The 25,087-nt window shown below is 65.3% G+C and carries 24 protein-coding genes; 7 read left to right on the top strand and 17 right to left on the bottom strand.

Annotated elements, in window-relative coordinates; all coding sequences use genetic code 11:
* Positions 1 to 34: 34 nt before the first annotated feature.
* The 3 genes from plsX to ACI2KK_RS20510 are packed head-to-tail and all read right to left on the bottom strand — an operon-like array spanning position 35 to position 1,772.
* Positions 35 to 1,045, bottom strand: a complete 1,011-nt coding sequence (gene plsX, locus ACI2KK_RS20520; protein ID WP_404670330.1) for a phosphate acyltransferase PlsX — start codon at positions 1,043 to 1,045, stop codon at positions 35 to 37.
* Between the two features lie 3 nt (positions 1,046 to 1,048).
* Entirely contained in the window at positions 1,049 to 1,231 is a 183-nt protein-coding gene (gene rpmF, locus ACI2KK_RS20515) for a 50S ribosomal protein L32 (RefSeq protein WP_010223221.1), read from the bottom strand.
* A gap of 13 nt (positions 1,232 to 1,244) precedes the next feature.
* Positions 1,245 to 1,772 (bottom strand): YceD family protein, encoded by a 528-nt coding sequence (locus ACI2KK_RS20510; RefSeq protein ID WP_217842431.1) that lies wholly within the window; start codon positions 1,770 to 1,772, stop codon positions 1,245 to 1,247.
* A 96-nt stretch (positions 1,773 to 1,868) separates the two neighbouring features.
* Here ACI2KK_RS20510 and ACI2KK_RS20505 point away from each other — a divergent pair, with 96 nt between their 5' ends.
* Entirely contained in the window at positions 1,869 to 2,447 is a 579-nt protein-coding gene (locus ACI2KK_RS20505) for a Maf family protein (protein WP_404670329.1), read from the top strand.
* A 115-nt stretch (positions 2,448 to 2,562) separates the two neighbouring features.
* On the opposite strand, the gene sppA is transcribed toward ACI2KK_RS20505, so the two are convergent.
* The 3 genes from sppA to rluC form a co-directional block, all read right to left on the bottom strand.
* A complete protein-coding gene (gene sppA, locus ACI2KK_RS20500; RefSeq protein ID WP_404670337.1) occupies positions 2,563 to 3,486 on the bottom strand; it encodes a signal peptide peptidase SppA in 924 nt (307 codons plus the stop codon).
* Between the two features lie 115 nt (positions 3,487 to 3,601).
* Positions 3,602 to 4,291: an HAD family hydrolase gene (locus ACI2KK_RS20495; protein ID WP_404670328.1), complete on the bottom strand. Its 690-nt coding sequence runs from the start codon at positions 4,289 to 4,291 to the stop codon at positions 3,602 to 3,604.
* On the bottom strand, positions 4,288 to 5,247 hold the full coding sequence (gene rluC, locus ACI2KK_RS20490; RefSeq protein WP_404670327.1) for a 23S rRNA pseudouridine(955/2504/2580) synthase RluC: 960 nt from the start codon (positions 5,245 to 5,247) through the stop codon (positions 4,288 to 4,290). Before rluC ends, ACI2KK_RS20495 begins: the two co-directional genes overlap by 4 nt.
* Before the next feature lie 796 nt (positions 5,248 to 6,043).
* Here rluC and rne point away from each other — a divergent pair.
* Together rne and ACI2KK_RS20480 are read left to right on the top strand one after the other, a co-directional pair.
* Positions 6,044 to 9,310: a ribonuclease E gene (gene rne / locus ACI2KK_RS20485; RefSeq protein WP_404670326.1), complete on the top strand. Its 3,267-nt coding sequence runs from the start codon at positions 6,044 to 6,046 to the stop codon at positions 9,308 to 9,310.
* 234 nt (positions 9,311 to 9,544) lie between these two features.
* Positions 9,545 to 10,417 carry a hypothetical protein gene (locus tag ACI2KK_RS20480; RefSeq protein ID WP_404670325.1) on the top strand — a complete coding sequence of 291 codons (873 nt, stop codon included), beginning with the start codon at positions 9,545 to 9,547 and terminating at the stop codon, positions 10,415 to 10,417.
* Between the two features lie 129 nt (positions 10,418 to 10,546).
* On the opposite strand, the gene murB is transcribed toward ACI2KK_RS20480, so the two are convergent.
* The 8 genes from murB to ACI2KK_RS20440 form a co-directional block, all read right to left on the bottom strand.
* Complete coding sequence (gene murB / locus ACI2KK_RS20475) at positions 10,547 to 11,566, bottom strand: UDP-N-acetylmuramate dehydrogenase (protein WP_404670324.1); 1,020 nt, start codon at positions 11,564 to 11,566, stop codon at positions 10,547 to 10,549.
* Positions 11,563 to 12,027 (bottom strand): low molecular weight protein-tyrosine-phosphatase, encoded by a 465-nt coding sequence (locus ACI2KK_RS20470; RefSeq protein WP_404670323.1) that lies wholly within the window; start codon positions 12,025 to 12,027, stop codon positions 11,563 to 11,565. Before ACI2KK_RS20470 ends, murB begins: the two co-directional genes overlap by 4 nt.
* Positions 12,027 to 12,791 (bottom strand): 3-deoxy-manno-octulosonate cytidylyltransferase, encoded by a 765-nt coding sequence (gene kdsB, locus ACI2KK_RS20465; protein ID WP_404670322.1) that lies wholly within the window; start codon positions 12,789 to 12,791, stop codon positions 12,027 to 12,029. Before kdsB ends, ACI2KK_RS20470 begins: the two co-directional genes overlap by 1 nt.
* The gene (locus ACI2KK_RS20460) at positions 12,788 to 12,973 is read right to left on the bottom strand and encodes a Trm112 family protein (protein ID WP_003247142.1); all 186 of its coding nucleotides are present in this window, start codon (positions 12,971 to 12,973) and stop codon (positions 12,788 to 12,790) included. The genes kdsB and ACI2KK_RS20460 overlap by 4 nt, the downstream gene beginning before the upstream one ends.
* Positions 12,974 to 13,013: 40 nt before the next feature.
* On the bottom strand, positions 13,014 to 14,018 hold the full coding sequence (gene lpxK / locus ACI2KK_RS20455) for a tetraacyldisaccharide 4'-kinase (RefSeq protein ID WP_404670321.1): 1,005 nt from the start codon (positions 14,016 to 14,018) through the stop codon (positions 13,014 to 13,016).
* Positions 14,018 to 14,452, bottom strand: coding sequence for a biopolymer transporter ExbD (locus ACI2KK_RS20450; RefSeq protein ID WP_217842422.1), 435 nt, complete (start codon positions 14,450 to 14,452; stop codon positions 14,018 to 14,020). Before ACI2KK_RS20450 ends, lpxK begins: the two co-directional genes overlap by 1 nt.
* On the bottom strand, positions 14,449 to 15,084 hold the full coding sequence (locus tag ACI2KK_RS20445; protein WP_404670320.1) for a MotA/TolQ/ExbB proton channel family protein: 636 nt from the start codon (positions 15,082 to 15,084) through the stop codon (positions 14,449 to 14,451). Before ACI2KK_RS20445 ends, ACI2KK_RS20450 begins: the two co-directional genes overlap by 4 nt.
* 288 nt (positions 15,085 to 15,372) lie before the next feature.
* A complete protein-coding gene (locus ACI2KK_RS20440; protein WP_404670319.1) occupies positions 15,373 to 17,586 on the bottom strand; it encodes a DNA internalization-related competence protein ComEC/Rec2 in 2,214 nt (737 codons plus the stop codon).
* Positions 17,587 to 17,729: 143 nt separating this feature from the next.
* On the opposite strand from ACI2KK_RS20440, the gene ACI2KK_RS20435 reads away from it, so the two are divergent.
* Complete coding sequence (locus tag ACI2KK_RS20435; RefSeq protein WP_404670318.1) at positions 17,730 to 18,368, top strand: DUF2062 domain-containing protein; 639 nt, start codon at positions 17,730 to 17,732, stop codon at positions 18,366 to 18,368.
* On the opposite strand, the gene ACI2KK_RS20430 is transcribed toward ACI2KK_RS20435, so the two are convergent.
* The 3 genes from ACI2KK_RS20430 to ACI2KK_RS20420 form a co-directional block, all read right to left on the bottom strand.
* Positions 18,252 to 19,031, bottom strand: a complete 780-nt coding sequence (locus tag ACI2KK_RS20430; protein ID WP_404670317.1) for an ABC transporter permease — start codon at positions 19,029 to 19,031, stop codon at positions 18,252 to 18,254. The two genes, ACI2KK_RS20435 and ACI2KK_RS20430, sit on opposite strands and share 117 nt — an antisense overlap.
* The gene (locus ACI2KK_RS20425) at positions 19,028 to 19,960 is read right to left on the bottom strand and encodes an ABC transporter ATP-binding protein (RefSeq protein WP_217842418.1); all 933 of its coding nucleotides are present in this window, start codon (positions 19,958 to 19,960) and stop codon (positions 19,028 to 19,030) included. The genes ACI2KK_RS20430 and ACI2KK_RS20425 overlap by 4 nt, the downstream gene beginning before the upstream one ends.
* 142 nt (positions 19,961 to 20,102) lie before the next feature.
* Positions 20,103 to 20,726 (bottom strand): glutathione S-transferase, encoded by a 624-nt coding sequence (locus ACI2KK_RS20420; RefSeq protein ID WP_404670316.1) that lies wholly within the window; start codon positions 20,724 to 20,726, stop codon positions 20,103 to 20,105.
* 799 nt (positions 20,727 to 21,525) lie between these two features.
* Here ACI2KK_RS20420 and ACI2KK_RS20415 point away from each other — a divergent pair.
* From ACI2KK_RS20415 to ACI2KK_RS20405, 3 genes are all read left to right on the top strand, one after another.
* Positions 21,526 to 21,753: a hypothetical protein gene (locus tag ACI2KK_RS20415; protein ID WP_404670315.1), complete on the top strand. Its 228-nt coding sequence runs from the start codon at positions 21,526 to 21,528 to the stop codon at positions 21,751 to 21,753.
* Entirely contained in the window at positions 21,750 to 22,004 is a 255-nt protein-coding gene (locus ACI2KK_RS20410) for a DUF3077 domain-containing protein (protein WP_404670314.1), read from the top strand. Before ACI2KK_RS20415 ends, ACI2KK_RS20410 begins: the two co-directional genes overlap by 4 nt.
* Before the next feature lie 277 nt (positions 22,005 to 22,281).
* Positions 22,282 to 24,729 carry an acyl-CoA dehydrogenase gene (locus ACI2KK_RS20405; protein WP_404670313.1) on the top strand — a complete coding sequence of 816 codons (2,448 nt, stop codon included), beginning with the start codon at positions 22,282 to 22,284 and terminating at the stop codon, positions 24,727 to 24,729.
* Positions 24,730 to 25,087: the final 358 nt, after the last annotated feature.

The raw sequence follows: 25,087 nt of genomic DNA, 5'->3' as shown, positions 1-25,087 counted from the left end.
AGCCGGCTTGCCGGCGATGAAGCCAGCGCCGGGCTCAAGGCAACAGATCCTCAAGCCGCCCATGCAGACGCTGCGGCAGGTTCTCCTGGATTTCGATCAGCGCACGCTGAATCGCGCTCTGGAACCCCTGCACGCCCGCCGAGCCATGGCTCTTGATGACGATGCCCTGCAGCCCGAGAAAACTCGCACCATTATGCCGCGCCGGCGCAAGGTCGGCCTGCAGCCGCTTGAGCAACGGCATGGCCATGACCCCCGCCACCCGCGACAAGGCGCCGCCCTTGAACAGCTTTTCTATGCGCGCACCGATCATGGTGGCCAGGCCTTCGCTGGACTTGAGCAGGATATTGCCGACGAAACCGTCGCACACCACCACATCCGCCTCGCCCCGATACAGCCCGTCACCCTCGACGAAGCCGATGTAATTGAGGCCGCGGGCGTTCTGCAGCAGCGTCGCCGCCAGCTTGACCTGCTGGTTACCCTTGATGTCTTCGGTGCCGATGTTCAGCAGGGCCACCCGCGGGCGATGAATGCCCAGCGCCTGCGCCGCCACCGAACCCATCACAGCGAACTGGTAGAGGTTTTCGGCGCTGCAGTCGACGTTGGCGCCCAGGTCGAGCAACTGGCAATAGCCGGCCTGGGTCGGAATCGCCGCCACCATGGCCGGGCGATCGATGCCAGGCAAGGTTTTCAGCACGAAACGCGACAGCGCCATCAGCGCGCCGGTATTGCCGGCACTGACGCAGGCCTGAGCCTTGCCATCGCGCACCAGTTCGAGGGCGACGCGCATCGACGAATCGGGCTTGCCGCGCAACGCCTGCGACGGACGCTCGTCCATGCCCACCACCTCGCTGGCCGCAACAATTTGCAGGCGCGCGCGATCCGCAGCCGCAAGGCCGCCGACAAGATCTTCTAGGAGGGAGGGTTGACCGACGAGGGTCAGGTGCAGCGAGGGAGTAGCCGAAAGGCAGGCAATGCTAGCCTGGACAATGTTGCGGGGACCGAAGTCCCCGCCCATTGCGTCGATCGCGATGATCTGAGCGGACAAGGATTACTCGTCGGCGCCCTTGTCGATCACTTTGCGACCACGGTATACGCCTTCTGGCGATACGTGGTGGCGCAGGTGTACTTCACCGGTGGTCTTTTCGACCGACAGTGCGTTTTCGGACAGGGCGTCGTGCGAACGGCGCATGTCACGGGCAGAGCGGGATTTTTTGTTCTGCTGAACAGCCATAATTGATTAACTCCTAAACGTTTGGGTCACGCTTTAACTGCGCCAAAACACTGAACGGGTTGGACCGCGATACCTCGTCCTTGCTCGGCTCGGGCTCATCTGCGCCCGCCGGCTGCTGGCATTCTTCCGGATGATGAGCAGGTACGATCGGCAGGGCGAGCAACAGCTCTTCCTCGATCAGCGCCTGCAGATCCAAAGGATCTTCGCCCAGTTCCAGCACGTCATAGCCTTTCGGCAACGACTGGGTATTCGCACCCTCCTTCACCACCGCGTAAGTACATTCGCTGTGGATTGGAAGGGTGACCAGCTCAAGACAACGCTGGCAAACCATCTTGACTTCGACATCCAGCTCGCTGTGGATAACCACAGTGTGCTGTTCGTCTCGTTCAAAATCGAACTTCGCCTGCACCGTACCGACATTGTCGGAAAGCGGGTCGCAGAGTCTTTCCAAATCAGCGAGTTGCAGCGAACCGTTAAGGGTTACGCCACGATCAGCCAATTTGCGCGGGTCAACGTGAGGTGGAATCGGGTCATTCAACATAGGCGCAGCATTCTAGGGATGCACCCCCTCCCTGTCAAAGGGAAATTCGGCGCATCACGCATGTTAGGATTCGGGGTATTCGATCAGGAGTCTACCATGCTTCCCCTGTTACTGGCTTCCAGCTCCCCTTACCGGCGCGAACTGCTCACCCGCCTGCGCCTGCCCTTCACCTGGGCAAGCCCCGACCTAGACGAGCGCCGCCTTGAAAACGAGCCTGCCGTCGAGCTGGTGCGCCGCCTGGCGAGGGCCAAGGCCGAGGCACTGGCCGCCAGCCACCCAGGCCACCTGATCATCGGCTCCGACCAGGTAGCGGTACTGGGCGAACAGATACTCGGCAAGCCGCACACCTTCGAGCGCGCCTGCGAACAATTGCTGGAGAGCAGCGGGCAGCAGGTAACCTTCCTCACCGGCCTTGCGCTACTCAATAGCAGCAGCGGGCAGTGCCAGGTAGATTGCGTGCCGTTTACCGTGACCATGCGCGAACTGACCCGCGAACAGGTGGAGCGCTATGTGGCCGCCGAGCAACCGCTGGACTGCGCCGGGAGCTTCAAGGCAGAAGGATTGGGGGTGAGCCTGTTCAAGAGCACCCAAGGCTGCGATGTCACCAGCCTGATCGGGCTGCCGCTGATCCGCCTGGTGGATATGCTGCATCAGGAAGGGGTGCAGGTGCCTTAAGTTTTGCACCGCCTGTAGCGGCCTCATCGCCGGCAAGCCGGCTCCTACAGAGGCAGCACAAGCCTGCAAGGCTGCGCGCACCCTGTAGGAGCCGGCTTGCCGGCGATAGGGCCCGTCAGCGCAGCGAAGGCCCTTGCATGCCCATGTACAGCGCCAGGCGCTCGGCCACACTGGCACCGATACGCTTGGAGAAGCGGTCAAACGGCGACTCCTGCACAGTGAAGTCCACCAGATCCTTCTCGCCGACAATCTCCCGCGCCACATAGCTGGCACTGCCCAGGCCATCCACCAGGCCCAACGCCTTAGCCTGCTCGCCCGACCAGATCAGCCCGCTGAACAGCTCCGGGTGATCCTTGTCTTTCAAGCGCTCTCCCCGCCCCTGCTTGACCATGGCGATGAACTGCTTGTGGGTGGTGTCCAGCACGCTCTGCCAGAAGGCGGTTTCGTCAGGCTTTTGCGGCGAGAACGGGTCGAGGAAGGCCTTGTGCTCGCCCGAGGTGTAGGCGCGGCGCTCCACGCCCAGCTTGTCCATGGCGCCAACGAAGCCGTAGCCCGCTGCGGTCACACCAATGGAACCCACCAGGCTGGCCTTGTCGGCATAGATCTCGTCGGCGGCGCTGGCGATGTAGTAGGCGCCAGACGCCCCCAGATCAGAGATCACCGCGTACAGCTTGATCGCTGGATGCTCCGCGCGCAGGCGGCGGATCTCGTCATACACATAGCCCGCCTGCACCGGGCTGCCGCCCGGGCTGTTGATGCGCAGCACCACGGCCTTGGTGTTCGGGTCCTTGAAGGCCTCGCGCAGGCTCTTGACGATATTGTCGGCACTGGCAGCCTCTTGGTCGGCAATCACTCCGCGCACCTCGATCAGCGCGGTATGGCTGCCACTGCGCGATGCCGCCTTGTCCATGTCCATCAACGGCGTGAACAGCGCCAGCATGCCGAACAGGTAGACGAAGGTCAGCAGCTTGAAGAAGATCCCCCAGCGCCGCGAGCGCCGCTGCTCCTGCACGTTGGCGAGCATGGTCTTCTCGAGCATCTTCCAGCTCTTGCGCTCCACCCGCTCGTCTTCTTCACGAATAGCCGCGCGCAGCTCGCGATCTTCACGCTCGATGCGCTGCGCCTCGGTTTCGTTCTCCGGTGCCTTCCACTCGTCAACCATGCTCACCTACCTTGGAAATGAATGCTGCAGGGCCCGCCAGCCACTCGCGCAACTGGGAAAAATGACTGATGCACACCTGCGGGCCAAACTCGGCCAGCGCCTGCAGCGGCATCGCGCCGTAACCCACCGCCACCGAATGCATGCCGGCATTGCTGGCCATCTGCAAGTCGAACGCAGAATCTCCGACCATCAGCGCCCGGCCGGGTTCGACCTGGCAGTGGGCGAGGATCTGCTCGAGCATCAGCGGGTGCGGCTTGCCGCGGGTCTCGTCGGCGGCGCGGGTAATGTCGAAGTAACCTTCCCATCCGTTGGCCTTGAGCACCCGGTCCAGCCCGCGACGGGCCTTGCCGGTGGCCACCGCCAGACGATAGCCCTCGCCACGGAAGGCTTCCAGCGACTCCACCACGCCTTCGAACAACGGCGACGGCTGCTGGTCCAGGGCCATGTACACATCGGCGTAATGCTGGCGGAAGACCTCCACCTGCTCCGCACTCAGTTGCGGGTACAGCGTCGAGATCGCCTCACCCAAAGCCAGGCCGATGATGCCCTTGATCGCCTCGTCGCCACTTGGCGCCTCGCCGAAGCGCGCAGCGGCTTCGTTCATCGCCTCGACGATGCGGCCGATGGAGTCGGCCAGGGTGCCATCCCAATCGAAGATCAGCAGGTCGTAGCTTTTATTCATGGCTCGGCTGCCAGCCGCTTGATGGTGCCGGCCCACATGTCATCCACCGGCGCCTCCAGCTTGAGCTCGCCGCCATCGGGCAGCGGCACGGTCAGCTGGTAGGCGTGCAGGAACAGGCGTTTGCCACCCAGGTCGCGGATCTCGCGGGTGAAGTCTTCGTCACCGTACTTGCTGTCGCCGGCAATCATGTGCCCGGCATGCAAGGTGTGCACGCGGATCTGGTGGGTGCGGCCAGTGATCGGGCGCGCCTCGACCATGGTGGCGTACTCGCCGAAGCGGCGCAGCACGCGGAACATCGTCAGCGCTTCCTTGCCTTCGTCGTTGACCTCGACCATGCGCTCGCCGGAGCGCAGGTTGCTCTTTTGCAGCGGCGCGTTGACTTGCTTCTTCGAGGTCGGCCAGTGGCCGCGCACCAGTGCCATGTAGCGCTTGTCGACACCGTCGCCGCGCAGGGCGGCATGCAGATGGCGCAGCATGCTGCGCTTCTTGGCGATCATCAACAGGCCGGAAGTGTCACGGTCCAGGCGGTGCACCAGCTCCAGTTCCTTGGCGTCCGGGCGCAACTGACGCAGCGCCTCGATCACCCCAAAGCTCAGGCCGCTGCCGCCGTGCACGGCGATGCCGGCCGGCTTGTTCATCACGATCAGCGCCTTGTCCTCGTAGACGATCGCAGCCTCCAGGCGCTGCAGCAGCCCCTGGGCGACCGGCGCCGGCTCGTCGCGCTCCGGCAAGCGGACCGGCGGTACCCGCACGATGTCGCCGGCCTGCAGCTTGTACTCGGGCTTGATCCGGCCCTTGTTCACCCGCACTTCACCCTTGCGCAGGATGCGGTAGACCAGGGTCTTGGGCACGCCCTTGAGGGCTGTGATGAGGAAATTATCGATGCGCTGGCCGGCAAGCTCAGGCGCGACTTCGATCAGCTGAACGCCGGAAGTCGGAGGGGTATTGGTCGTCATGGCGGGATCATAACAATTTTTTATGGAATTGAAGCAGTTAATCATTACTGCTATAGTCGCGAACGCCGCCAAAAGCGGCAGGCCAGCGGCTATAGGCTCTACGCCGGCCCTGACCTTCGCAATCCCGAGGACGCGAGGCCGTCCTACGGAGCGTTCGCCAGTTTAATGAATGCCTGGAACCGCCACCAGCGCCGTGTAGAGAAGACCGAAAAAAAACGACAAGTGCGGTGTTTCACCTGCTTACCCGCTTCTTTTCGCCGTACCTCTGCCCGCCACCGTCGTCTCCGCGCATTTGGGCGAAGTGCCCCGGAAATACCTGCCTTGGACATGTTATGGCGCCAGCCCGGTATGGGCTGGCGAAAAATGCAACCCGTTGCGGATTCAGCGCGCGGCAGCACCCGAATTTTCAAGGGATACGTGCAGGGTGGAGATGCACAGCCCTCGGACCGTGTGGCACCGCGTCCGGCCAGCGCCCCGATTGAGTGGGCAATGAGCGGACAAGGTCCTGAACAGACGCCCTCGTGGCGTCCACGGCCGACAGGTTGATTCCTCCTCCTGACTGAGTGCACCAGGCCCGCTCGGTTGATTCGGATCACGTTCGAAGAACTCGGCAGGCCTTACGGGCACCACGATACAGGACGCGTCGTCGCGACAACGGCAGGCTGGGCAACCGGCTGGTGCCGAACGTCGTCAGACACGGGGGTGGTTCGCCACCCTTTGCGCACCCAGGCACCGACCACGAAAAGTCGTGTGTGCCGAACGCCGTTTCCGGCAGCCCGGAAACCGACGGTACAACATGAAAAGAATGCTGATTAACGCAACTCAACCCGAAGAGTTGCGTGTAGCACTGGTCGACGGCCAGCGCCTCTATGACCTGGACATCGAGTCCGGCGCGCGCGAGCAGAAAAAGGCCAACATCTACAAGGGCAAGATCACCCGTATCGAGCCCAGCCTCGAAGCCGCCTTCGTCGACTTCGGCTCCGACCGTCACGGCTTCCTGCCGCTGAAGGAAATCTCCCGCGAATACTTCAAGAAAGCGCCAGAAGGCCGGGTCAACATCAAGGAAGTCCTGAGCGAAGGCCAGGAAGTCATCGTCCAGGTCGAGAAGGAAGAGCGCGGCAACAAAGGCGCCGCCCTGACCACCTTCATCAGCCTGGCTGGCCGCTACCTGGTGCTGATGCCCAACAACCCGCGTGCCGGCGGCATCTCCCGCCGCATCGAAGGCGAAGAGCGCAACGAGCTGCGTGAAGCGCTGAACGGCCTGACCGTTCCGGGCGACATGGGCCTGATCGTGCGCACTGCAGGCCTTGGCCGCAGCAGCGAAGAAATGCAGTGGGACCTCGACTACCTGCTGCAGCTGTGGACCGCCATCAAAGAGGCCTCGCAAGATCGCGTCGCGCCGTTCCTGATCTACCAGGAAAGCAACGTCATCATCCGCGCCATCCGCGACTACCTGCGCCAGGACATCGGCGAAGTGCTGATCGACAGCATCGATGCGCAAGAAGAAGCCCTGACCTTCATCCGCCAGGTGATGCCGCAGTACGCCAGCAAGGTCAAGCTGTACGAAGACAGCGTGCCGCTGTTCAACCGCTTCCAGATCGAAAGCCAGATCGAAACCGCCTTCCAGCGCGTGGTCGACCTGCCGTCCGGCGGCTCGATCGTGATCGACCCCACCGAAGCCCTGGTGTCCATCGACATCAACTCGGCGCGCGCCACCAAAGGCAGCGACATCGAGGAAACTGCCCTGCAGACCAACCTCGAAGCCGCCGAAGAGATCGCCCGCCAGCTGCGCCTGCGCGACATCGGCGGCCTGATCGTCATCGACTTCATCGACATGACCCCGGCGAAGAACCAGCGCGCTGTCGAAGAGCGCGTGCGTGAATGCCTGGAAGCCGACCGCGCCCGCGTTCAGGTTGGCCGCATTTCGCGCTTCGGCCTGCTGGAAATGTCCCGTCAGCGCCTGCGCCCATCGCTGGGCGAAAGCAGCGGTATCGTCTGCCCGCGCTGCTCGGGCACCGGCATCATCCGTGATGTCGAGTCGCTGTCGCTGGCCATCCTGCGCCTGATCGAGGAAGAAGCCCTGAAGGACCGTACCGCCGAGGTACGCGCCCAGGTGCCGATCCCGGTGGCCGCCTTCCTGCTCAACGAAAAGCGCAACTCGATCACCAAGATCGAACTGCGTACCCGTGCGCGCATCATCATCCTGCCGAACGATCACCTGGAAACCCCGCACTTCGAAGTCCAGCGCCTGCGCGATGACAACCCGGAAGTGCTGAACAACCAGTCCAGCTACGAGATCGCCGCGTCCGAAGCCGAAGAAGCGCCGCAGCCGACCGCCACCCGCACCCTGGTTCGCCAGGAAGCCGCGGTGAAGACCGCCCCGGCTCGCGCCAACGCACCGGTGCCGAGCACCGTTGAAGAGCCGCAGCCTGCCGCAGCCGCCGCACCTGCCCCAGCCGCACCGGAGCCAAGCCTGTTCAAGGGCCTGGTGAAGTCGCTGGTCAGCCTGTTCGCCGGCAAGGAAGAGCCCGCCGCCGCCCCTGCCCCGGCCGAGAAGCCGGCCAGCGAGCGCCCGGCGCGCAACGAAGAACGCCGCAACGGCCGCCAGCAAAGCCGCAACCGCAACGGCCGCCGCGACGAAGAACGCAAGCCGCGCGAAGAGCGTGCCGAGCGCGCACCGCGCGAAGAGCGTCAGCCTCGCGAAGAACGCGCACCACGTGAAGAGCGCGCACCGCGCGAGGAACGTGCACCGCGTGAAGAACGCGCCCCACGCGAAGAGCGCGCTCCGCGCCAGCCGCGTGAAGACCGCCGTGGCAACCGCGAAGAGCGCGTGCGTGAACTGCGCGAACCGCTGGACGCCACCCCGGCCGAGCGCGAAGAGCGCCAGCCGCGTGAAGAGCGTGCCCCTCGCGAAGAACGCGCACCGCGCGAAGAACGTGCACCACGTGAAGAGCGCGCACCGCGCGAAGAACGTGCACCACGCGAAGAACGCGCCCCTCGTGAAGAGCGTGCACCACGCGAAGAACGTGCTCCTCGTGAAGAACGTGCCCCGCGTGAAGAGCGTCAACCACGCCCACCACGTGAAGAGCGCCAGCCGCGCCCGGACGAGCAGGTTGCCGAACAGGCCGCCGAGCTGGCCGAGGAGCAACTGCCGAACGAAGAGCTGCTGCAAGACGAGCAGGAAGGCACCGATGGCGAGCGCCCGCGCCGCCGTTCCCGTGGCCAGCGTCGTCGCAGCAACCGTCGTGAACGTCAGCGCAACGCCAATGGCGAGCTGATCGACGGCGACGAAGAAGCCGGCGACGAGCAGCAGCCACAGCAGCACCAGGCCACCGAGCTGGGTGCCGAACTGGCCGCCGGCATCGCCGTCACTGCCGCCGTTGCCACCAGCAACATCAGCAGCGAAGCCGAAGCCCAGGCCAACCAGCAGGCCGAACGCGCCAGCGCCGTGGTTGCCGAAGCACCGGTAGAAGCCTCTGTTGAAGCCCCGGCACAAGTACCTGCCGAAGCCGCCCAGCCGGTCGAGCAAGCCGAAACCGTCGCCATCGCGCCAGCGGTCGAGCAGCCAGTCGAAGCCCCGGTCGCCGTCGAGCCGAGCATCGAGCCAGTGGTTGAAGCCGCACCACAGCCAGTGGTCGAAGAAGCCGTCGCCGAACAGCCTGCTGCCGTAATTGAAGTGGCTGCAGAGCCTGTGGTCGAAGCCGCGGCCGTCGAGGCCGGTGAAATCGAGCAGGCGCCAGTTGTTGTCGCGGAACCTGTCGTCGAGGCCCCGGCCATCGAGCAGCCTGCCCCGGTCGCTGAAGCCCAGCCGGTCGAAGCCGCTGCCGAAGTGGTCGAAGCCCCGGTAGCCGAGCAGGCGCCAGTGGCCGCCGAGCAGGCTCCAGCCGAAGCGGAACCTGCCACCATCATGCTGTCCAACGGCCGTGCGCCAAACGACCCGCGTGAAGTGCGCCGCCGCAAGCGTGAAGCCGAAGCCGCAGCCGCCGCTGCTGCCCAGGCCGCCGCCGAGGCCGCCCCAGCCCTGGAAACCACCGAAGACGAGCACAAGCCTCATCACGGTTGATTCCGCTAGCTGAATGAATAAGCCCCGCCAGTGCGAACTGGCGGGGCTTTTTCTTTTTGGGCTTCTGGCCCTATCGCCGGCCGGCCCCTACAGGGATTGCATAGGCTTCAGGCCTGCGCTGTACCTGTAGGAGCCGGCTTGCCGGCGATAGGGCCGGTACAGGCAAGCTTTTCTCTGCCGTTTTTCAACCTGCCAGATGCACCAGTACCCTGCATGCCCACCCCGCGGGTAGGGTTGGCCGGCCACTACGGCCCCACCTTCGAGCTCGAAGAAGGCCGCACAACACCAACCAACCTTTTGAGTGAAATCATGAGCAACGCACCTGGCATCATGGCCTGCTATTTCCGCTGCTGGCGCGACATCGCCACCGGCGACCCTGGCAACACAGCCCGCATGGGCGAATTGCCCGACGAGGTGGATATCGCCTTCGTGTTCCCGGATGGCAATGAACCCGCCCGCTACTGGGAGGCGCTGCAGTCAGACATCATTCCCGCGCTGCACCGCAAACAGATCAAGGTCGTGCGCACCGTCGCCATCGATGAACTGATCAGGCCCGGCGCGACGGCAGCAGCCATCTACCAGCGCTTTTTCGCATCCACACCGGGCCTCGATGGCCTGGATATCGACATCGAACATACCCTCTCGGCCAGTGAGCGCGAGCAAGCCGAGGGCATTTCACGGGAGCTGCGCCAGCTGCTGGGGCAAGACCGCCTGTTCATCTACGACACCAATGAACTCGGCGATGTACAGTTGCTGCGCGCGCTGGAGCCACTGCTGGACTATGTGCTGTTCCAGGCCTATGGCCAGAACCCAAGCCGCGTGCAAGGGCACTTTGACCGGATGTTCCAGAGCTTCCTGGCGCCGTCGAAGTTTCTGGTGGGCTTCTCGTTCTATGAAGAGCGCGGCGCTCGCTGGGGCGATGTACGCACACCGTTCGAAAGCAGCACAGCCCATGCTTATGCCACCTGGACACCAAGCCAGGGGCCCAAGGCCGGGATTTTTTCCTATGCAGTAGACCGCGATGGGGTCGCAGAAGGCGACGATACACTGCAGCCCACGGACTTCACTTGGACCAAACGGCTCAAGAGCGTCATGAGCCGGCGCTAGCGGGCTGTTCAGGCGCAAGCTGATTGATATCGCAATCGCCGGCAAGCCGGCTCCTACAGGTACAGCGCAGGCCTGAGGCCTATGCGATCCCTGTAGGAGCCGGCTTGCCGGCGATAGGGCCAGTACACGTCAGTACAGGTTCGGCTCCATCTCAAGCCTCACCCCGAAGCGCTCGAAAATATCGGCCTGAATGCGCTGCGCCAGCTCATGCAACTGCGCCCCGCTGGCCTGGCCATAATTGACCAGCACCAACGACTGCAACCGATGCACCCCGGCATCGCCGTCGCGATGGCCCTTCCACCCTGCCTGCTCGATCAGCCAACCGGCCGCCAGCTTCACCTGGCCATCGGCCTGTGGATAACCCACAAGGGTCGGGTACTGCCCGCGAATGCGCTCAGCCAGCTCAGCCGGCACCACCGGGTTTTTGAAGAAACTCCCGGCATTGCCCAGCTCGGCCGGGTCCGGCAGCTTCTCGCGGCGAATGCTGCAGATCGCCTCGCTGATTGCCTTGGCAGTGACCTGCTCGACGCCCTGCTCCACCAGGCGCTGACGCACCGGGCCATAGTCCAGGTGCGCCTGCAAGCTGCGCTGCAAGGCAAAGCGCACCCGCAGAATCAACCAGCGGCCAGGCTCACGCTTGAACAGGCTGTCGCGGTAACCAAAGGCACATTCTTCCAGCGCGAAGTCACGCAGTTGGCCCGTTTCACGGTCCAGCGCGGTCAGCCCGGCGAACACGTCCTTGATCTCCACACCATAGGCGCCAACATTCTGCATCGGCGCGGCGCCCACGGTGCCGGGGATCAGGCTGAGATTCTCCAGCCCGCACAAGCCCTGCTCCAGGCTCCACTGCACGAACGGATGCCAGGGCTCGCCGGCCTCGGCTTCCACCACCACCCGCTCGCCATCGTCGCTGAGCAGGCGCCGGCCACGGCTGGCCATGTGCAGCACCAGAGCGTCGATATCGCGGGTCAGCAGCAAATTGCTGCCGCCACCGACCACCAGCACCGGCAGTTGCCGCGCGGCAGCCTCGGCCAGTGCCTGGCGCGCCTCGGCGTCGTCATGGGCCTGGGTGAAGTAGCGGGCACGCACGTCGATGCCAAAGGTGTTGTAGGGCTTGAGCGAAACCTGTTCCTGCCACTGGCTGCTCATAACCGCCCCTTGATTTCCACCACCAGCGCCTGGCAGGCCACCTCGATCAGGTCCAGGACCTGCTCGAAACCTTCAGCGCCGCCGTAGTAAGGGTCGGGCACTTCATCCAACGCCGCGCCATAGCGGCGCAGGAACAGGTCGAGCTCGCCACGGGCGCTGTGCGGGCGCAGCGCCTGCAGGTTGCCCAGGTTGCTCTTGTCCATCGCCAGCACCAGGTCGTACTCCTCGAAGTGCGCCGCCTTGACCTGCTGCGCGCGCTGGCGCGACAGGTCATAGCCGCGGGCCAATGCCGCCTTGCAGGTACGGCTGTCGGGGGCCTTGCCCACGTGCCAATCGCCAGTACCGGCCGAGGCCACGTGCACCACCTCAGCCAGCCCGGCGGCCTGCAACTGGTGGCGCAGCACGCCTTCGGCGGTGGGCGAGCGGCAAATATTGCCCAGGCAGACGAACAGAACGCGCATCAGGCCTCCAGCAAGCGCCGCACGCGCTCCAGGTCTTCAGGGGTGTCGACGCCCACGGCAGGCGCTTCGATGGCATCGGCCACATGAATGCGCACGCCATGCCACAAGGCGCGCAACTGCTCCAGCGCCTCGGTTTGCTCGAGCCAGCACGGGCCCCAGCTGACGAAGTCCTGCAAAAAGCCCACGCGGTAGGCGTACATGCCGATGTGGCGGCGGTACGGCACGCCTTCGGGCAGTTGCTCGCGGCTGCTGGCGAAGGTATCGCGGGCCCAGGGCAGCGGCGCGCGGCTGAAAGTTAGGGCCAGGCCGTGCTTGTCGCTGGTGACCTTGACCGCGTTGGGGTTGAACACGGCTTGCGGCTCATGGATGGGCTCGGCGAGGGTCGCGATGCCGGCTTCCGGATGCGCCGCCAGGTTGGCCGCCACCTGGTCGATGATCACCGGCGGAATCAGCGGCTCGTCACCCTGCACGTTGACCACGATGGCATCGGCGGCCAAACCCAGCTGCGCGGCCACTTCGGCCAGGCGATCGGTGCCCGACTCGTGGTCGGCGCGGGTCAGCAGCACTTCGGCGCCAAAGGCCTGGCAGGCCTCGACGATGCTGGCGTCGTCAGTGGCGATGACCACGCGCTCGGCGCCGCTCTTGCGCGCCTGCTCCCACACATGCTGGATCATCGGCTTGCCGGCGATCGCCAGCAACGGCTTGCCCGGCAGGCGCGTGGAGCGCAGCCGGGCAGGAATCACCACGGTGAAGGCCAGGCTCATTTGTCCAGGCGCTCGTCGTCGGTCAGGGTGCGCGCTTCGCTTTCCAGCATCACCGGGATGCCATCGCGGATCGGGTAGGCCAGGCCCGCGCCCTTGCTGATCAGCTCGGTCTTGTCGGCGCTGAGCTTGAGCGGGCCTTTGGTGATCGGGCAGGCCAGGATATCGAGCAGTTTGGTGTCCATGGGGGGTCCTTGAGGCCAGTGGCCAGAAAGTGAAAAAGGCTCAGAAACGGCCGGGCAGCAGGCGGCGCAGCTGGCCGTCGAACCAGGCCACGAAGGCCGCCGACGGCAACGCATCGACCGCCAGGTACCACCAGTCATCGGTGGCGAACGGCCGGCATTTCACCGCATCCTTCTCGGTCATCACCAGCGGCAGCGGCGGGCTGAACGACAGCACCTCGCGGCTATAAGGCGCATGGTCGGCGAACGGGTGCGGCACCGGCTGCCAGTCTAGCGCCAGCAGGGTGTTGAAGAAACGTTGCGGGTTGCCGATACCGGCCACGGCATGCATGGCCTGGCCAGCAGGAAACAGGTCAAGGGCGCGGCGCTCGCCGCTCTTGAGGTTGACCAGCGCGCTGGGCTGCAGGCCAAAGGCAAAGCCCTGCTCGCGGTCGGCCGCAGCACCATTGAACAGCACCGCGTCAGCCGCCTGCAGGCGCTCGGCGGGCTCGCGCAAAGGGCCTGCCGGCAGGCAACGGCCATTACCCAGGCCGCGGGCGGCGTCGATCAGCACCAGCTCCAGGTCGCGGGCCAGGCGGTAGTGCTGCATGCCGTCGTCACACAGGATCAGGTCCGGCGCATCACTGGCCAGCAGCGCCTGCACCGCGCGGGAACGGTCGGGGTCGATCATCAGCGCCACGCCGGTGCGCTGCACGATCAGCAAAGGTTCGTCGCCGGCCTGTTCAGCCGGCTGGTCGGCGGCGACACGCCAGGGGTGGTGCGGCGGCTTGGCGCCATAACCGCGGCTGACCACCCCCACCTTGAGCCCCTGCTGGCGGCAATGCTCGATCAGCCAGAGAATCATCGGTGTCTTGCCGGTACCGCCGACGGTGATGTTGCCCACCACGATGACCGGCACCGGGGCGCGGTAGCTGGCGCTTGCACCGCTGATGAAGCGCGCGCGCTTGCGCGTCACCACGCGGCGGTACAGCGCCTCCAGCGGGCGCAGCAGGGCCAGGGCCGGGTGGCCCTGGTACCAGGCAGCGAGCAGGCGGTCGGCGAAGGCCATCAGGGGTTGCCCTGCGCGGCCTCGACGGTGGTCATGCGCAACTTGCTGAAGCCGAGCTTGCCGGCTGCATCCATTGCAGTGATCACCGCCTGGTGCGGGGTCTTGCCGTCGGCGCTGATGGCCAGCGGCAGGTTGGTGTCGCCGCCGGACTCTTTCTGGATGGCCTCGGTGAGGGTGTCCAGGTCGCTCTTGGGCAGCAGGTGGTTGTTCACCGAGTACACGCCGTCGGCGCTGATGGTGATCTCGACCAGCTTGCCTTCATCGGGCTGCCCCGGGGTGGCACTGGCCGCCTCGGGCAGCTCGACGCGCAGTTGCGTCTCGCGGGTGAAGGTGGTGGTGACCACGAAGAACAGCAGCAGCACGAACACCACGTCGATCAACGACGCCAGGTTGATATCGACGTTCTCGCGCTGGCGATTGCGCCGAAACTTCACGCCTTGCCTCCGGCCACTTCCACTTCACGGTCGCCCTGCAGCACTTCCACCAGCTTGATCGCCTCCTGCTCCATGCCCACCACCAGCTCGTCGATGCGGCGCAGCAGGAAGCGGTGGAAGAACACCGCCGGGATACCGACCATCAGGCCGGCCGCCGTGGTGACCAGGGCCTTGGAGATACCACCGGCCAGCACCGAGGCGTTGGCGGTCATCTGCGAGCCCATGAAGGCGCTGAAGATGTCGATCATGCCCAGCACGGTGCCCAGCAGGCCCAGCAGCGGGGCCATGGCGGCGATGGTGCCGAGGGTGCTGATGTAGCGCTCCAGCTCGTGGATGACCCGCGAGGCGGCCTCCTCGATGCACTCTTTCATGATTTCGCGGCCATGGCGCGAGTTGGCAAGGCCCGCGGCGAGGATCTCGCCCAGCGGCGAATCGGCGCGCAGGGCCTTGAGCTTGTCACTGGTGAGTTGCTTGTCCTTGATCCACATCCACACCTGGCCCAGCAGGTGCGGCGGGGTGACGCGGCTGGCGCGCAAGGTCCACAGGCGTTCGACGACGATCGCCATGGCGGCGATGGAGCTCAGGATGATCGGCAGCATCATCCAGCCACCAGACTTGACCAATTCCCACACAGTAAGCATCCCCTCGGAAAAAGGCCGCCACTCTACCATAGGCGCGCGGGGGGCTCATCTGCCGGAGGTCAGGGAATGCTGCTGATGGCCCTATCGCCGGCAAGCCGGCTCCTACAGGTACCGCGCAGGCGTCAAGGCCATACGGTCCATGTGGGAAGCGGCCTTGTGTCGCGATGGGCCGCGCAGCGGCCCCGGCATTCTCGAATAGGACAAAGATCCTGGGGCTGCTTTGCAGCCCATCGCGACACAAGGCCGCTTCCCACAGGGATCGCGGCCGCTGCCGCCTCGTCAACGGCCTCCACCACCTCGCCAGAACCGCCGACCGGCCCGCTCCCCCACCACCCCTTCCTGGCTGCCCAAGCGCAATCCCAGCGCACCGTCAATCGCCGTGTCATGCACCTGCACCCCATACCGCCGATAACGCTCGATCACCTGCGCATGCGGGTGCCCGAAGCTGTTGTGCCGGCCCCGCGAGATCAACACCCCGCGCGGCGCCAGGGCCTGGATGAACGGCTCAGTGGACGACGACCGGCTGCCATGGTGCGGCGCCTGCAGCCAGTCGATGCGGGTATCGGTGTTACTCGCAAGCCAGGCGCGCTCGGCGCCGGCCTCCATGTCGCCGGCCAACAGCAGGCGCTCGCCGCCCGCCTGCACCCGCAGCACACAGGAGCGCTCGTTGCTCGACGGCCCCTGCGGCCAGTGCCAAAGCTCGAACGCCACACCATCCCACTGCCAGCGCTCACCGCTGCTGCAAATCGCCCCGCCGGTGCCCTCCCCACCCAGCTCGCGCAACACCGGCAGGCCCCGGCGAATGGCAGCGGCGCCGCCGGCATGGTCGGCATGGGCATGGCTGATCAGCAGCAGGTCCAGCTGTTTGACCCCCAGCTTGCGCAAGGTTGGCAGCACCACGCTTTCGCCCAGGTCGCTGTCGCCCTGGGCGGGCCCTGCGTCGTACAGCAGGCTGTGCTGGCGGGTGCGCAGCAGCACCGCCAGGCCCTGGCCGACATCCAGCTGCCACACCTGCACCTGGCCATGGGGCACCTGCTCGCGCGGTGCCCACAGCGCCAGCAGCAGCATCGCCCCGGGCAATCGCAGTGGCACGCCGGCAGGCAGCAGCACCAGCAGCACGCCCAGGCACACCAGCAGCCAGGCCCACAGCGGCAGGGGCTCGGGCACCCAGGGCGGGTGCTGCACGGCTACCCAGCCCAGCACGCCGAACAGCCCGTCCAGCGAAAAACCGGCCAGCCACAACAGCCCCTCCCCGGCCAACGGCACCGGCAACAGCGCAGTACCGAGCAGCGCCAGCGGCAGTACCGCCAGGCTCAACCAGGGCACCGCCAGCAGATTGGCCAGCGGCGCCGTGAGGCTGACCGGCAGCCCCAGCGCCAGCAACAAGGGCAGCAGGCCCACGGCAATCACCCACTGCGCCCGGGTCCAGGCCTGCCAGGGCCGCCAGGCACCCAGCCGTGCAGAAAAGCACAGCGCCAGCACCGCCACCGCGCCGAACGACAACCAGAAACCCGGCAACAAGCTGGCCAGCGGTTCCACCAGCAACACCCCGAGCAACGCCATCAGCAGCGGCGTAGCGGCGCCCAGATGACGAAATCGCAGGCGCCACAGCAACACCACCGCCAGCATCAGGCAGGCACGCTGCACCGGCACGCCAAACCCCGCCAGCCAGCCATAGGCCAGCGCTGCCATCAAGGCCAGGCCGCAGGCCCAGGGCAACCAGGGCATCCGCGCAGGCCACAGGCCGAGCCGCGCCAGGCCCGCCACAAGGCCATAGACCAGCCCCGCCAGCAGGCCGATATGCTGGCCGGAGATCACCAGCAGGTGCACCGTGCCGGTGGCCTGCAAGGTGTTCCAGTCCTCCCGTGCCAGCCCGCTGCCATCGCCCAGTACCAAGGCCGCCAGCACCGCCTCGCGGCCCTGGGCATCGGTGGCCAGCAAGCGCTGGCGGATGCCGTCGCGCCAGCTGACTGCCGCCTCACCCACACGCTCGCCGGCCTTGACCGTGCCGGTGGCACCGATACGCCGCGCCAGCAGCGAGGCTTCGCGGTCAGGCCCATGGGGGTTGAGCAGCCCGTGGGGGTGGCGCAGGTTGACCGCCAGGCGCCAGCGCTCGCCGGCACGCAGCTCGGGGCCGTCGAACCAGCTCAGTTGCAGGCGTTGCGGCAGCGCCAGTTCGCTGCGGCGCGACCAGGGTTGCTCCAGCTCGAAGCGCACCCCCTGCCCGTTACGGGCCGGCAAGCCCGTCACCCGCCCCTCCAGCCACAAGGTGCGGCCGTCCAGTTGCGCGGCCAGGCGGCCATCCACCACCTGCTGCGCCGACCAGCAGGCCCAGCACGCGCCCAGCACGAAGCAACCCAGCGGCCACAGCCGTGTGCGCAGGCAGGCAAGCGCCAATAACAGTAAGAAGATCAGCCAGCCGACCGATGGCAAGGCGGGTAGAAAGCGCAGGCTGAGTAGCCCGAGCGCCAGCGCAAGCATCCCTGTGCGCATGAGTTAGAGCTCCAGAAGCGAAAAGCCCCCTGAGGCTTAGCCGATTCTGGTGGAAAGCTTGCTCAACAATTGTCACAAAGTCTGAACAAGGCCGGGTTTCAATGAAGGCATACTGACCGCCTTAACGCCCGCCGGGAGCCCACATGCCGCGCCGTCTGTTCAAACGCTACATGCCGGACCCGACCAGCATCCGGGAGCACAAGTCGTTACGCTTTTTCGGCAAGCTGCTGCACGACCCCAACCTCTGGCACCTCAACCGGCACTCGGTGGCGCGGGCCATGGGCGTGGGCCTGTTCGCCGCGCTCATCCCCATCCCCATGCAAATGCTGCTGGCCGCCGCCCTGGCCATTCCGGTGCGCGGCAACCTGCCGATTGCCGTCAGCCTGGTGTGGCTGACCAACCCGCTGACCATGCCGCCGGTGTTCTTCGTCACCTACATGACCGGCGCCTGGCTGATGGGCGTACCGCCGCGCACAATGCCCGAAGAAATCACCGTTGACTGGGTCACCGACCAGTTGGCCACGCTGTGGCAGCCGTTTTTGCTGGGCTCGGTGGTGTGCGGGGTGGTGCTGGGGGTACTGGCCTACTTCACCACCCAGCTGTACTGGCGCTGGTGGGTGGGTCGGCAGTGGCGCCGGCGCCAGTGTCGCTGTGCTGCAAAGGCCTCAGGCGCGCATGCCGCGGCCGCTGACCAGCAGGCGCACGCACAGCACGTAGAGCACCGCGGTGGCCACCAGCATGAAGGTGATCGCCGTGCCAATGCTGATATCCGACACCCCTAGAATGCCGTAGCGGAACGAGTTGACCATGTGCAGCACCGGGTTGGCCAACGACACGGTCTGCCAGAACGGCGGCAGCAAGGTGATGGAATAGAACACCCCGCCCAGGTAGGTCAAAGGCGTCAGCACGAAGGTCGGGATGATTGAAATATCATCGAAGTTGCGCGCGAACACCGCGTTGACGAAGCCCAGCAGCGAGAAAATCGTCGCCGTCAGCAGCACCACGATCACGGTCACGCCCAGGTGGTGCACCTGCAGGTGGGTGAAGAACAGCGACAGGAAGGTCACGATCACCCCCACCGCCAGCCCGCGCAGCACGCCGCCCAGCACGTAGCCGATGAGGATGGTGTGCGGTGATACCGGCGACACCATCAGCTCCTCGATGGAGCGCTGGAACTTGCTGCCAAAGAAGCTCGACACCACGTTGCCATAGGAGTTGGTGATCACCGACATCATGATCAGCCCGGGCACGATGTACTCCATGTAGGTGAACCCGCCCATGTCGCCGATCTGCCGGCCGATCAGGTTCCCGAAGATCACGAAGTACAGCACCATGGTGATCGCCGGCGGCAGCAGGGTCTGCGGCCAGATGCGCAAGAAGCGCCGCACTTCGCGGTAGACGATGGTGTTCAGGGCCACCCAGTTGGTGCGCAGCTCGATACTCATACAGCCACCTTCGACAGGTTCTTTTCCACCAGGCTCACGAACAGCTCCTCGAGGCGGTTGGTCTTGTTGCGCAGGCTCTGCACCTCGATGTTGTTCAGCGCCAGCTGGCCGAACAGCGCGGTGATGCCGATATCCTTGTCCACCTGCACTTCAAGGGTGTGCGGGGTGATCAGCCGGCACGGGTAGCCCTGCAGCACCGGGGCGGCCGGCAGGTCCTGCTTGAGGTCGAGCACGAAGGTCTCCACATGCAGCTTGCCCAGCAACTGGCGCATGCTGGTGTTCTCGACGATGGTGCCGTGGTCGATGATGCCGATGTTGCGGCACAGCTGCTCGGCCTCTTCGAGGTAGTGGGTGGTGAGGATGATGGTGATGCCTTTCTGGTTGAGCTCGGTCAAGAAGCTCCACATCGAACGGCGCAGCTCGATGTCCACACCCGCAGTGGGCTCGTCGAGAATCAACAGCCGCGGCTCGTGGATCAGCGCCCGGGCAATCATCAGGCGGCGCTTCATGCCACCCGACAACGCGCGCGACGGCACATCACGCTTGTCCCACAAGCCCAGTTGCGTGAGGTACTGCTCGGCGCGCGCCTTGGCCACCTTGGGCGGGATGCCGTAGTAGCCGGCCTGGGTGACGACGATGTCGAACACCTTCTCGAACTGGTTGAAGTTGAACTCCTGGGGCACCACGCCCAGGCAGCGCTTGAGCGCCGCCGGCTCGCGGTCCAGGTCGTGGCCGAACACGTTGACCGTGCCGCTGGTCTTGTTCACCAGGGTGGACAAAATGCCGATGGTGGTGGACTTGCCGGCGCCGTTTGGGCCAAGCAAGGCGAAGAAGTCACCTTCGGCGACGTCCAGGTCGATGCCCTTGAGGGCCTGGAAGCCGTTGCCGTAGGTCTTGGTCAGCTGTCGGATGGACAGGGCAGAACTCATAGCGGGTCAGGTACCGAAAAAAGGGTCGGGACACGCCAGGCAACGTCACTGGCGCAATGAGTGCGGCCATGGTGCAAGGCATGGCCGCACAAGTACAGTCACCTGTATTGATAATGACTATCGAGCTAGCCGTTGTGTTCGCTCAGGTCAGCGCGGTCATCACCGCCGCCTGGTAGGCCGGGCGCTGCTTGAGGCGTTCGTACCAGGCTTCGAGGTGGTGCATGGCCGGGCGCTCGATGGGCATCTCGAACCAGGCATAGATGAAGCTGCCCAATGGGATGTCGCCCATGCCGATCTGGTCACCGGACAGGTAGGGTTGTTTGCTCAAGGTTGCGTCGGCGATGGCCAGCAGCTGCGCGCACTGCTTGTGCGCGGCGTTGATCGCCACCCAGTCGCGCTGGTCTTCGGGGGTGCGCAGCAGGCCCCAGAACAGCGGGCGGAAGGGGGCGGCAAAGGACGAGGTGGTCCAGTCCATCCACTTGTCGGCCAGGGCGCGCTGGCGCGGGTCTTCGAGGTACCAGCCCTGCTCGCTGCCGTACTCGGCGCACAGGTAGCGCACGATGGTGTTGGACTCCCACAGGGTCAGGTCGCCGTCTTCGAGCATGGGCACCAGGCCGTTGGGGTTGAGGGCGCGGTAGTGCGGCTCGTTGACCACGCCAAAGGCGCCGCCGGCGTCGATGGCCTCGAAGTCCAGGCCCAGTTCGTGGGCGACCCACAGTGCCTTGCGTACGTTGCTCGAGTTCTTGCGGCCCCAGATCTTCAGCATGACGACGTCCTTATGTGTGTGCAGGGTGGAGAGTCTACTCCATGTAAGGGTCCTATCCCTTTCAAGGTGTCCGCGTCAGGGCTGAAAAGTGTTCGCCGAAGGTTTTGCAGCGCCTATGAGATCGAGCGCCGCCCGCGCGGCGCTTCGCGGGTAAACCCGCTCCCACAGTTTATTTCGGGCCAATTACTCCTGTGCAAGTACCGGTGCCTGCCTTGGTGCATGTCTTGAGCCATGTGGGGCGGCTGCAATGCTCACGCTGAAACCGCGTCGTACAAACAAGGCGGACCCGGTACCAGCACAGGAGAGACTGGCCCGAAATAAACTGTGGGAGCGGGTTTACCCGCGAAGCGCCGCGCGGGCGGCGCTCGATCTGATAGGCGCTGCAAGGATTGTGGCGAGCACTTGGAGGCCCTGACGCGAACCCTCGGCAAGCACCTGGCAGCCCTGACGCGACCACCTCGAAAAGGATGGCCCTAAGCCTGTAAGACATTTCCCAACCTGAAACCAAATGCTTCAGCCCAAACACTCTTCGGAACTATCCTACGCGCTTGCCGGAAGCAGCCGCGTTGTCGGGGAAATCATCCGGGGATAACTTCACCCGGTCGCCACATTTGGTGACCGGGTGTGAGAACCCGACGCCCCACATCGAAAGCCGCTCTGCTCTATGGCAGCCGTGCGCGGGCAGGTTCGTCCTGACCGGTTTTCCTTGTGGCCGGGTTCTCACCCCTCGCACGGTTGCCACCCAATCCTGTGAGAACGATCAGGTAGCAACTCCAGCTAAAACATAAGGAGTTCCACCATGAAAAAACTGGTCCCTGACCCACCCCGCTTCATCCCCGCCCCCCACTTGACCCAGGCACAGCTGGAAACCGAAAAAGCCAACCTGGCCACCTGCCTGGTCGACACCCTCGACCTGCACGCCGCCGCAGCGCCGGGCCCTGAACGCGACAACCTGCTGCAGGCCAGCACCTACCTCGCCGAACTGGCCAGCTGCCTCAACCGCTACCGCCCCGGGGCGCAACCATGAGCGCCTTGCCTGTTACCTGGACAACCGCCGGGCGCAGCGAATGCCTGGAGCTGTACCAGGTGCGCCCGGGCGTGCCGTTCGAGGATGCCTTCAGCGAGTTGTCGGTGCTACTGGGCTGCATTCGCCACCTCACCTGCGAGGCCGAGATGGAAGGCTGCGTGCTGGCGGGCAGTTCGGCGCGCATTCTCAGTGCCATGGCCAAGGCGTTGATCGATGACATGGAATTGGGGATGAAGCGCCGGCCCGGCTGACCAGGCCAGGCACGGTCCCTGTAGGAGCGGCCTTGTGTTGCGAATGGGGCGCGCAGCGGCCCCGGGATCTCGACATCATGCAAAATCGCCGGGGCTGCTTTGCAGCCCTTTCCGACCGGTCCGGCGCCCCGGCGAGGCCGCTCCTACAGGTTATGGCGAATGGCCGAACTTACGTCCCCTCCCCCCGGTCTGTGTTCAAACAAGGCCACCCCCGGCAATGCGTCTAAGCTCTGAGGGTTCGGCTGAACACCCCCCAGGTTTCCATGGAGGAAAGCTCATGTTGCTGTTGTGGTTGCTGGTCCTGTTGCTCGGTGCTGTCTACCTCACCCACCGGCGCCTGCCGCCGTTGCAGATCCTTGGCGCGATGGCCGCCTTCACCTTGCTGATGGGCATTTTCAGCAGCGCGCCTGGCTGGCTGCTGACGCTGATCTGGCTGGTGATCGCCGTCAAGGTAGCCTTTGTCACCCTGCACGCGCAGCGCCGCGCGCTGTTCACCGCGCCGGTGTTCAAGTGGTTCCAGCGCACCCTGCCGCCCATGTCGCAAACCGAACGCGAAGCCATCGACGCCGGCACCGTGTGGTGGGACGGCCACCTGTTCAGCGGCCGGCCCGACTGGAACACCCTGCTCGACTACCCGGCGGCGAAACTCAGCGAAGAAGAACAAGCCTTCATCGATGGCCCCACCGAGCAACTGTGCGCCATGGTCAGCGACTGGCAGATCGGCCAGGACCTCGACCTGCCGCCCGAAGCCTGGGCGCATATCAAGCAGCATGGCTTTTTTGCCCTGATCATCCCCAAGGAGTATGGCGGCAAAGGCTTCAGCGCCTACGCCCATTCGCAGGTGGCGATGAAGCTGGCCACCCGCAGCGGCGACCTGGCCTCCACGGTGATGGTGCCCAACTCCCTGGGCCCTGCCGAACTGCTGCTGCACTACGGCACCGATGAACAACGCAACCACTACCTGCCACGCCTGGCCCGTGGCGACGACATCCCCTGCTTTGCCCTCACCGGCCCATTGGCCGGCTCCGACGCCGGCGCCATGCCCGACACCGGCATCGTCTGCAAGGGCCAGTGGCAGGGTGAAGAAGTCATCGGCCTGCGCCTGAACTGGGAAAAGCGCTACATCACCCTGGGCCCGGTGGCCACCTTGCTGGGCCTGGCGTTCAAAGCCTATGACCCCGACCACTTGCTGGGCGACGAGGAAGAGCTGGGCATCAGCCTGGCGCTGATCCCCACCGACACCCCCGGCGTTGACATCGGCAAGCGCCACCTGCCCCTGGGCGCGGCCTTCATGAACGGCCCCAACAGCGGCAAGGATGTGTTCGTGCCGCTGGACATGCTGATCGGCGGCCAAACCATGCTCGGCAAGGGCTGGATGATGCTGATGAACTGCCTGTCGGTTGGCCGTTCCATCTCGCTGCCTGCCGTGGGCACGGGTGCTGCCAAGTACACCAGCCTGGTCACCGGCCAGTACGCCCGGGTACGCGAGCAGTTCAACGTGCCGCTGAGCGCCTTCGAGGGCATTCAGGAGTCGCTGGCACGCATCGGCGGCAACGCCTGGCTGATGGACAGCGCCCGCCTGCTCACCGCCAAGGCAGTGGACCTGGGTGAAAAACCCTCGGTGCTGTCGGCAATCCTCAAGTACCACCTCACCGAGCGCGGCCGCGAGTGCATCCAGCACGCCATGGACGTGCACGGCGGCAAGGGCATCATCATGGGCCCGAACAACTACCTGGGGCGCAACTGGCAGGGCGCGCCGATTTTCATCACCGTCGAGGGCGCCAACATTCTCTCGCGCAACCTGATGATCTTCGGCCAGGGCGCCATCCGCTGCCACCCGTTCGTGCTGCGCGAAATGGCCCTGGCCGGCCGCGAAGACCACGACCAGGCGCTGCACGAGTTCGACGACCTGCTGATGCAGCACATCCTGTTCGCCGCCGGCAACGCCGCCAGCACCCTGGTGCTGGGGCTGGGCCTGGGGCATTTCGAGAAGGTGCCGGGCGATGCCCTGAGCCAGGGGTACTTCCGCGCCCTCAACCGCCAGGCCGCGGCCTTCGCCCTGCTGGCTGACCTGTCGATGATGCTGCTGGGCGGCGCGCTCAAACGCCGCGAACGCCTGAGCGCGCGGCTGGGCGATGTGCTGAGCTACCTGTACCTGGGGTCGGCTGCGCTCAAGCGCTACCACGACCAGGGCTCGCCCGAGCACCTGCAACCCTTGCTGCGCTGGGCCATGGAAGAAAGCCTGGGCAAGGCCGAGCAGGCCCTGGACGCGCTGCTGGACAACTTCCCCAACCGTTTCATTGGCTGCGCCTTGCGCGTGCTGGTGTTCCCGCTCGGCCGCCGGCATGCCGGCCCCAGCGATGAACTGGACGCCGAGGTGGCCGCGCTGATCAGCCGCAACCAGGGCGATGCTGCGCTGGAAGAACTGCTGGCCGGCTGCTACCGCCCGCAATCCGAAGGCGACCCGGTGGCGGCGCTGCAACGGGCCTGCGACCTGCTGGATGAGGTGGCGCCGTTGCAGGCGCAACTGCACAAGGCACTCAAAGAGGGCAAGGTGCAGCCTGAGCCCGGGCAGCCAGTAATAGATGCGGCAGTGGCGGCCGGCGTGCTGCAGCCAGAAGATGGCCAACGCCTGCACGCCGCCGAGCAAGCAAGGCGACGGGTGATCGATGTGGATGCGTTCGACAAGGAGCAGCTGCTGGCGGTGCCGGGCAAGGTGCGCTGAGCCGGCCTCATGCACCTGCCGGCTCCTATGGAACGAATCACAACTCGTTGATTTAACGAAGATTCTGTGAGAGCGGCTTTAGCCGCGAACACCGGCGAAGCGCCGGTGCCATCTAGCGCGGCGCCTGCTTCGCGGCTAAAGCCGCTCCCACAGGGATTGCATAAACTTCAGGCCTGTGCCGTACCTGTAGGAGCCGGCTTGCCGGCGATGAGGCCGGAACAGGCAGCACAAGACAGTTGCTCCCACAGGTATCGCGGGCGCGCTGTGTTCCCTAGGCAACAGCGCAGCCCGCAGGGCTGGGTGATCGCCTACAGCTACGGCGCCGACCTGAAGCGATTGCCGTATACTGCGCGCCTGT

The sequence above is a fragment of the Pseudomonas sp. NPDC089406 genome, from assembly GCF_044900265.1.
In the GTDB taxonomy this organism is placed as follows: Bacteria; Pseudomonadota; Gammaproteobacteria; order Pseudomonadales; family Pseudomonadaceae; genus Aquipseudomonas; species Aquipseudomonas fakonensis.
Note: the sequence above shows the minus strand (reverse complement) of the source record. Positions and strands in the feature narration are given on the sequence as shown.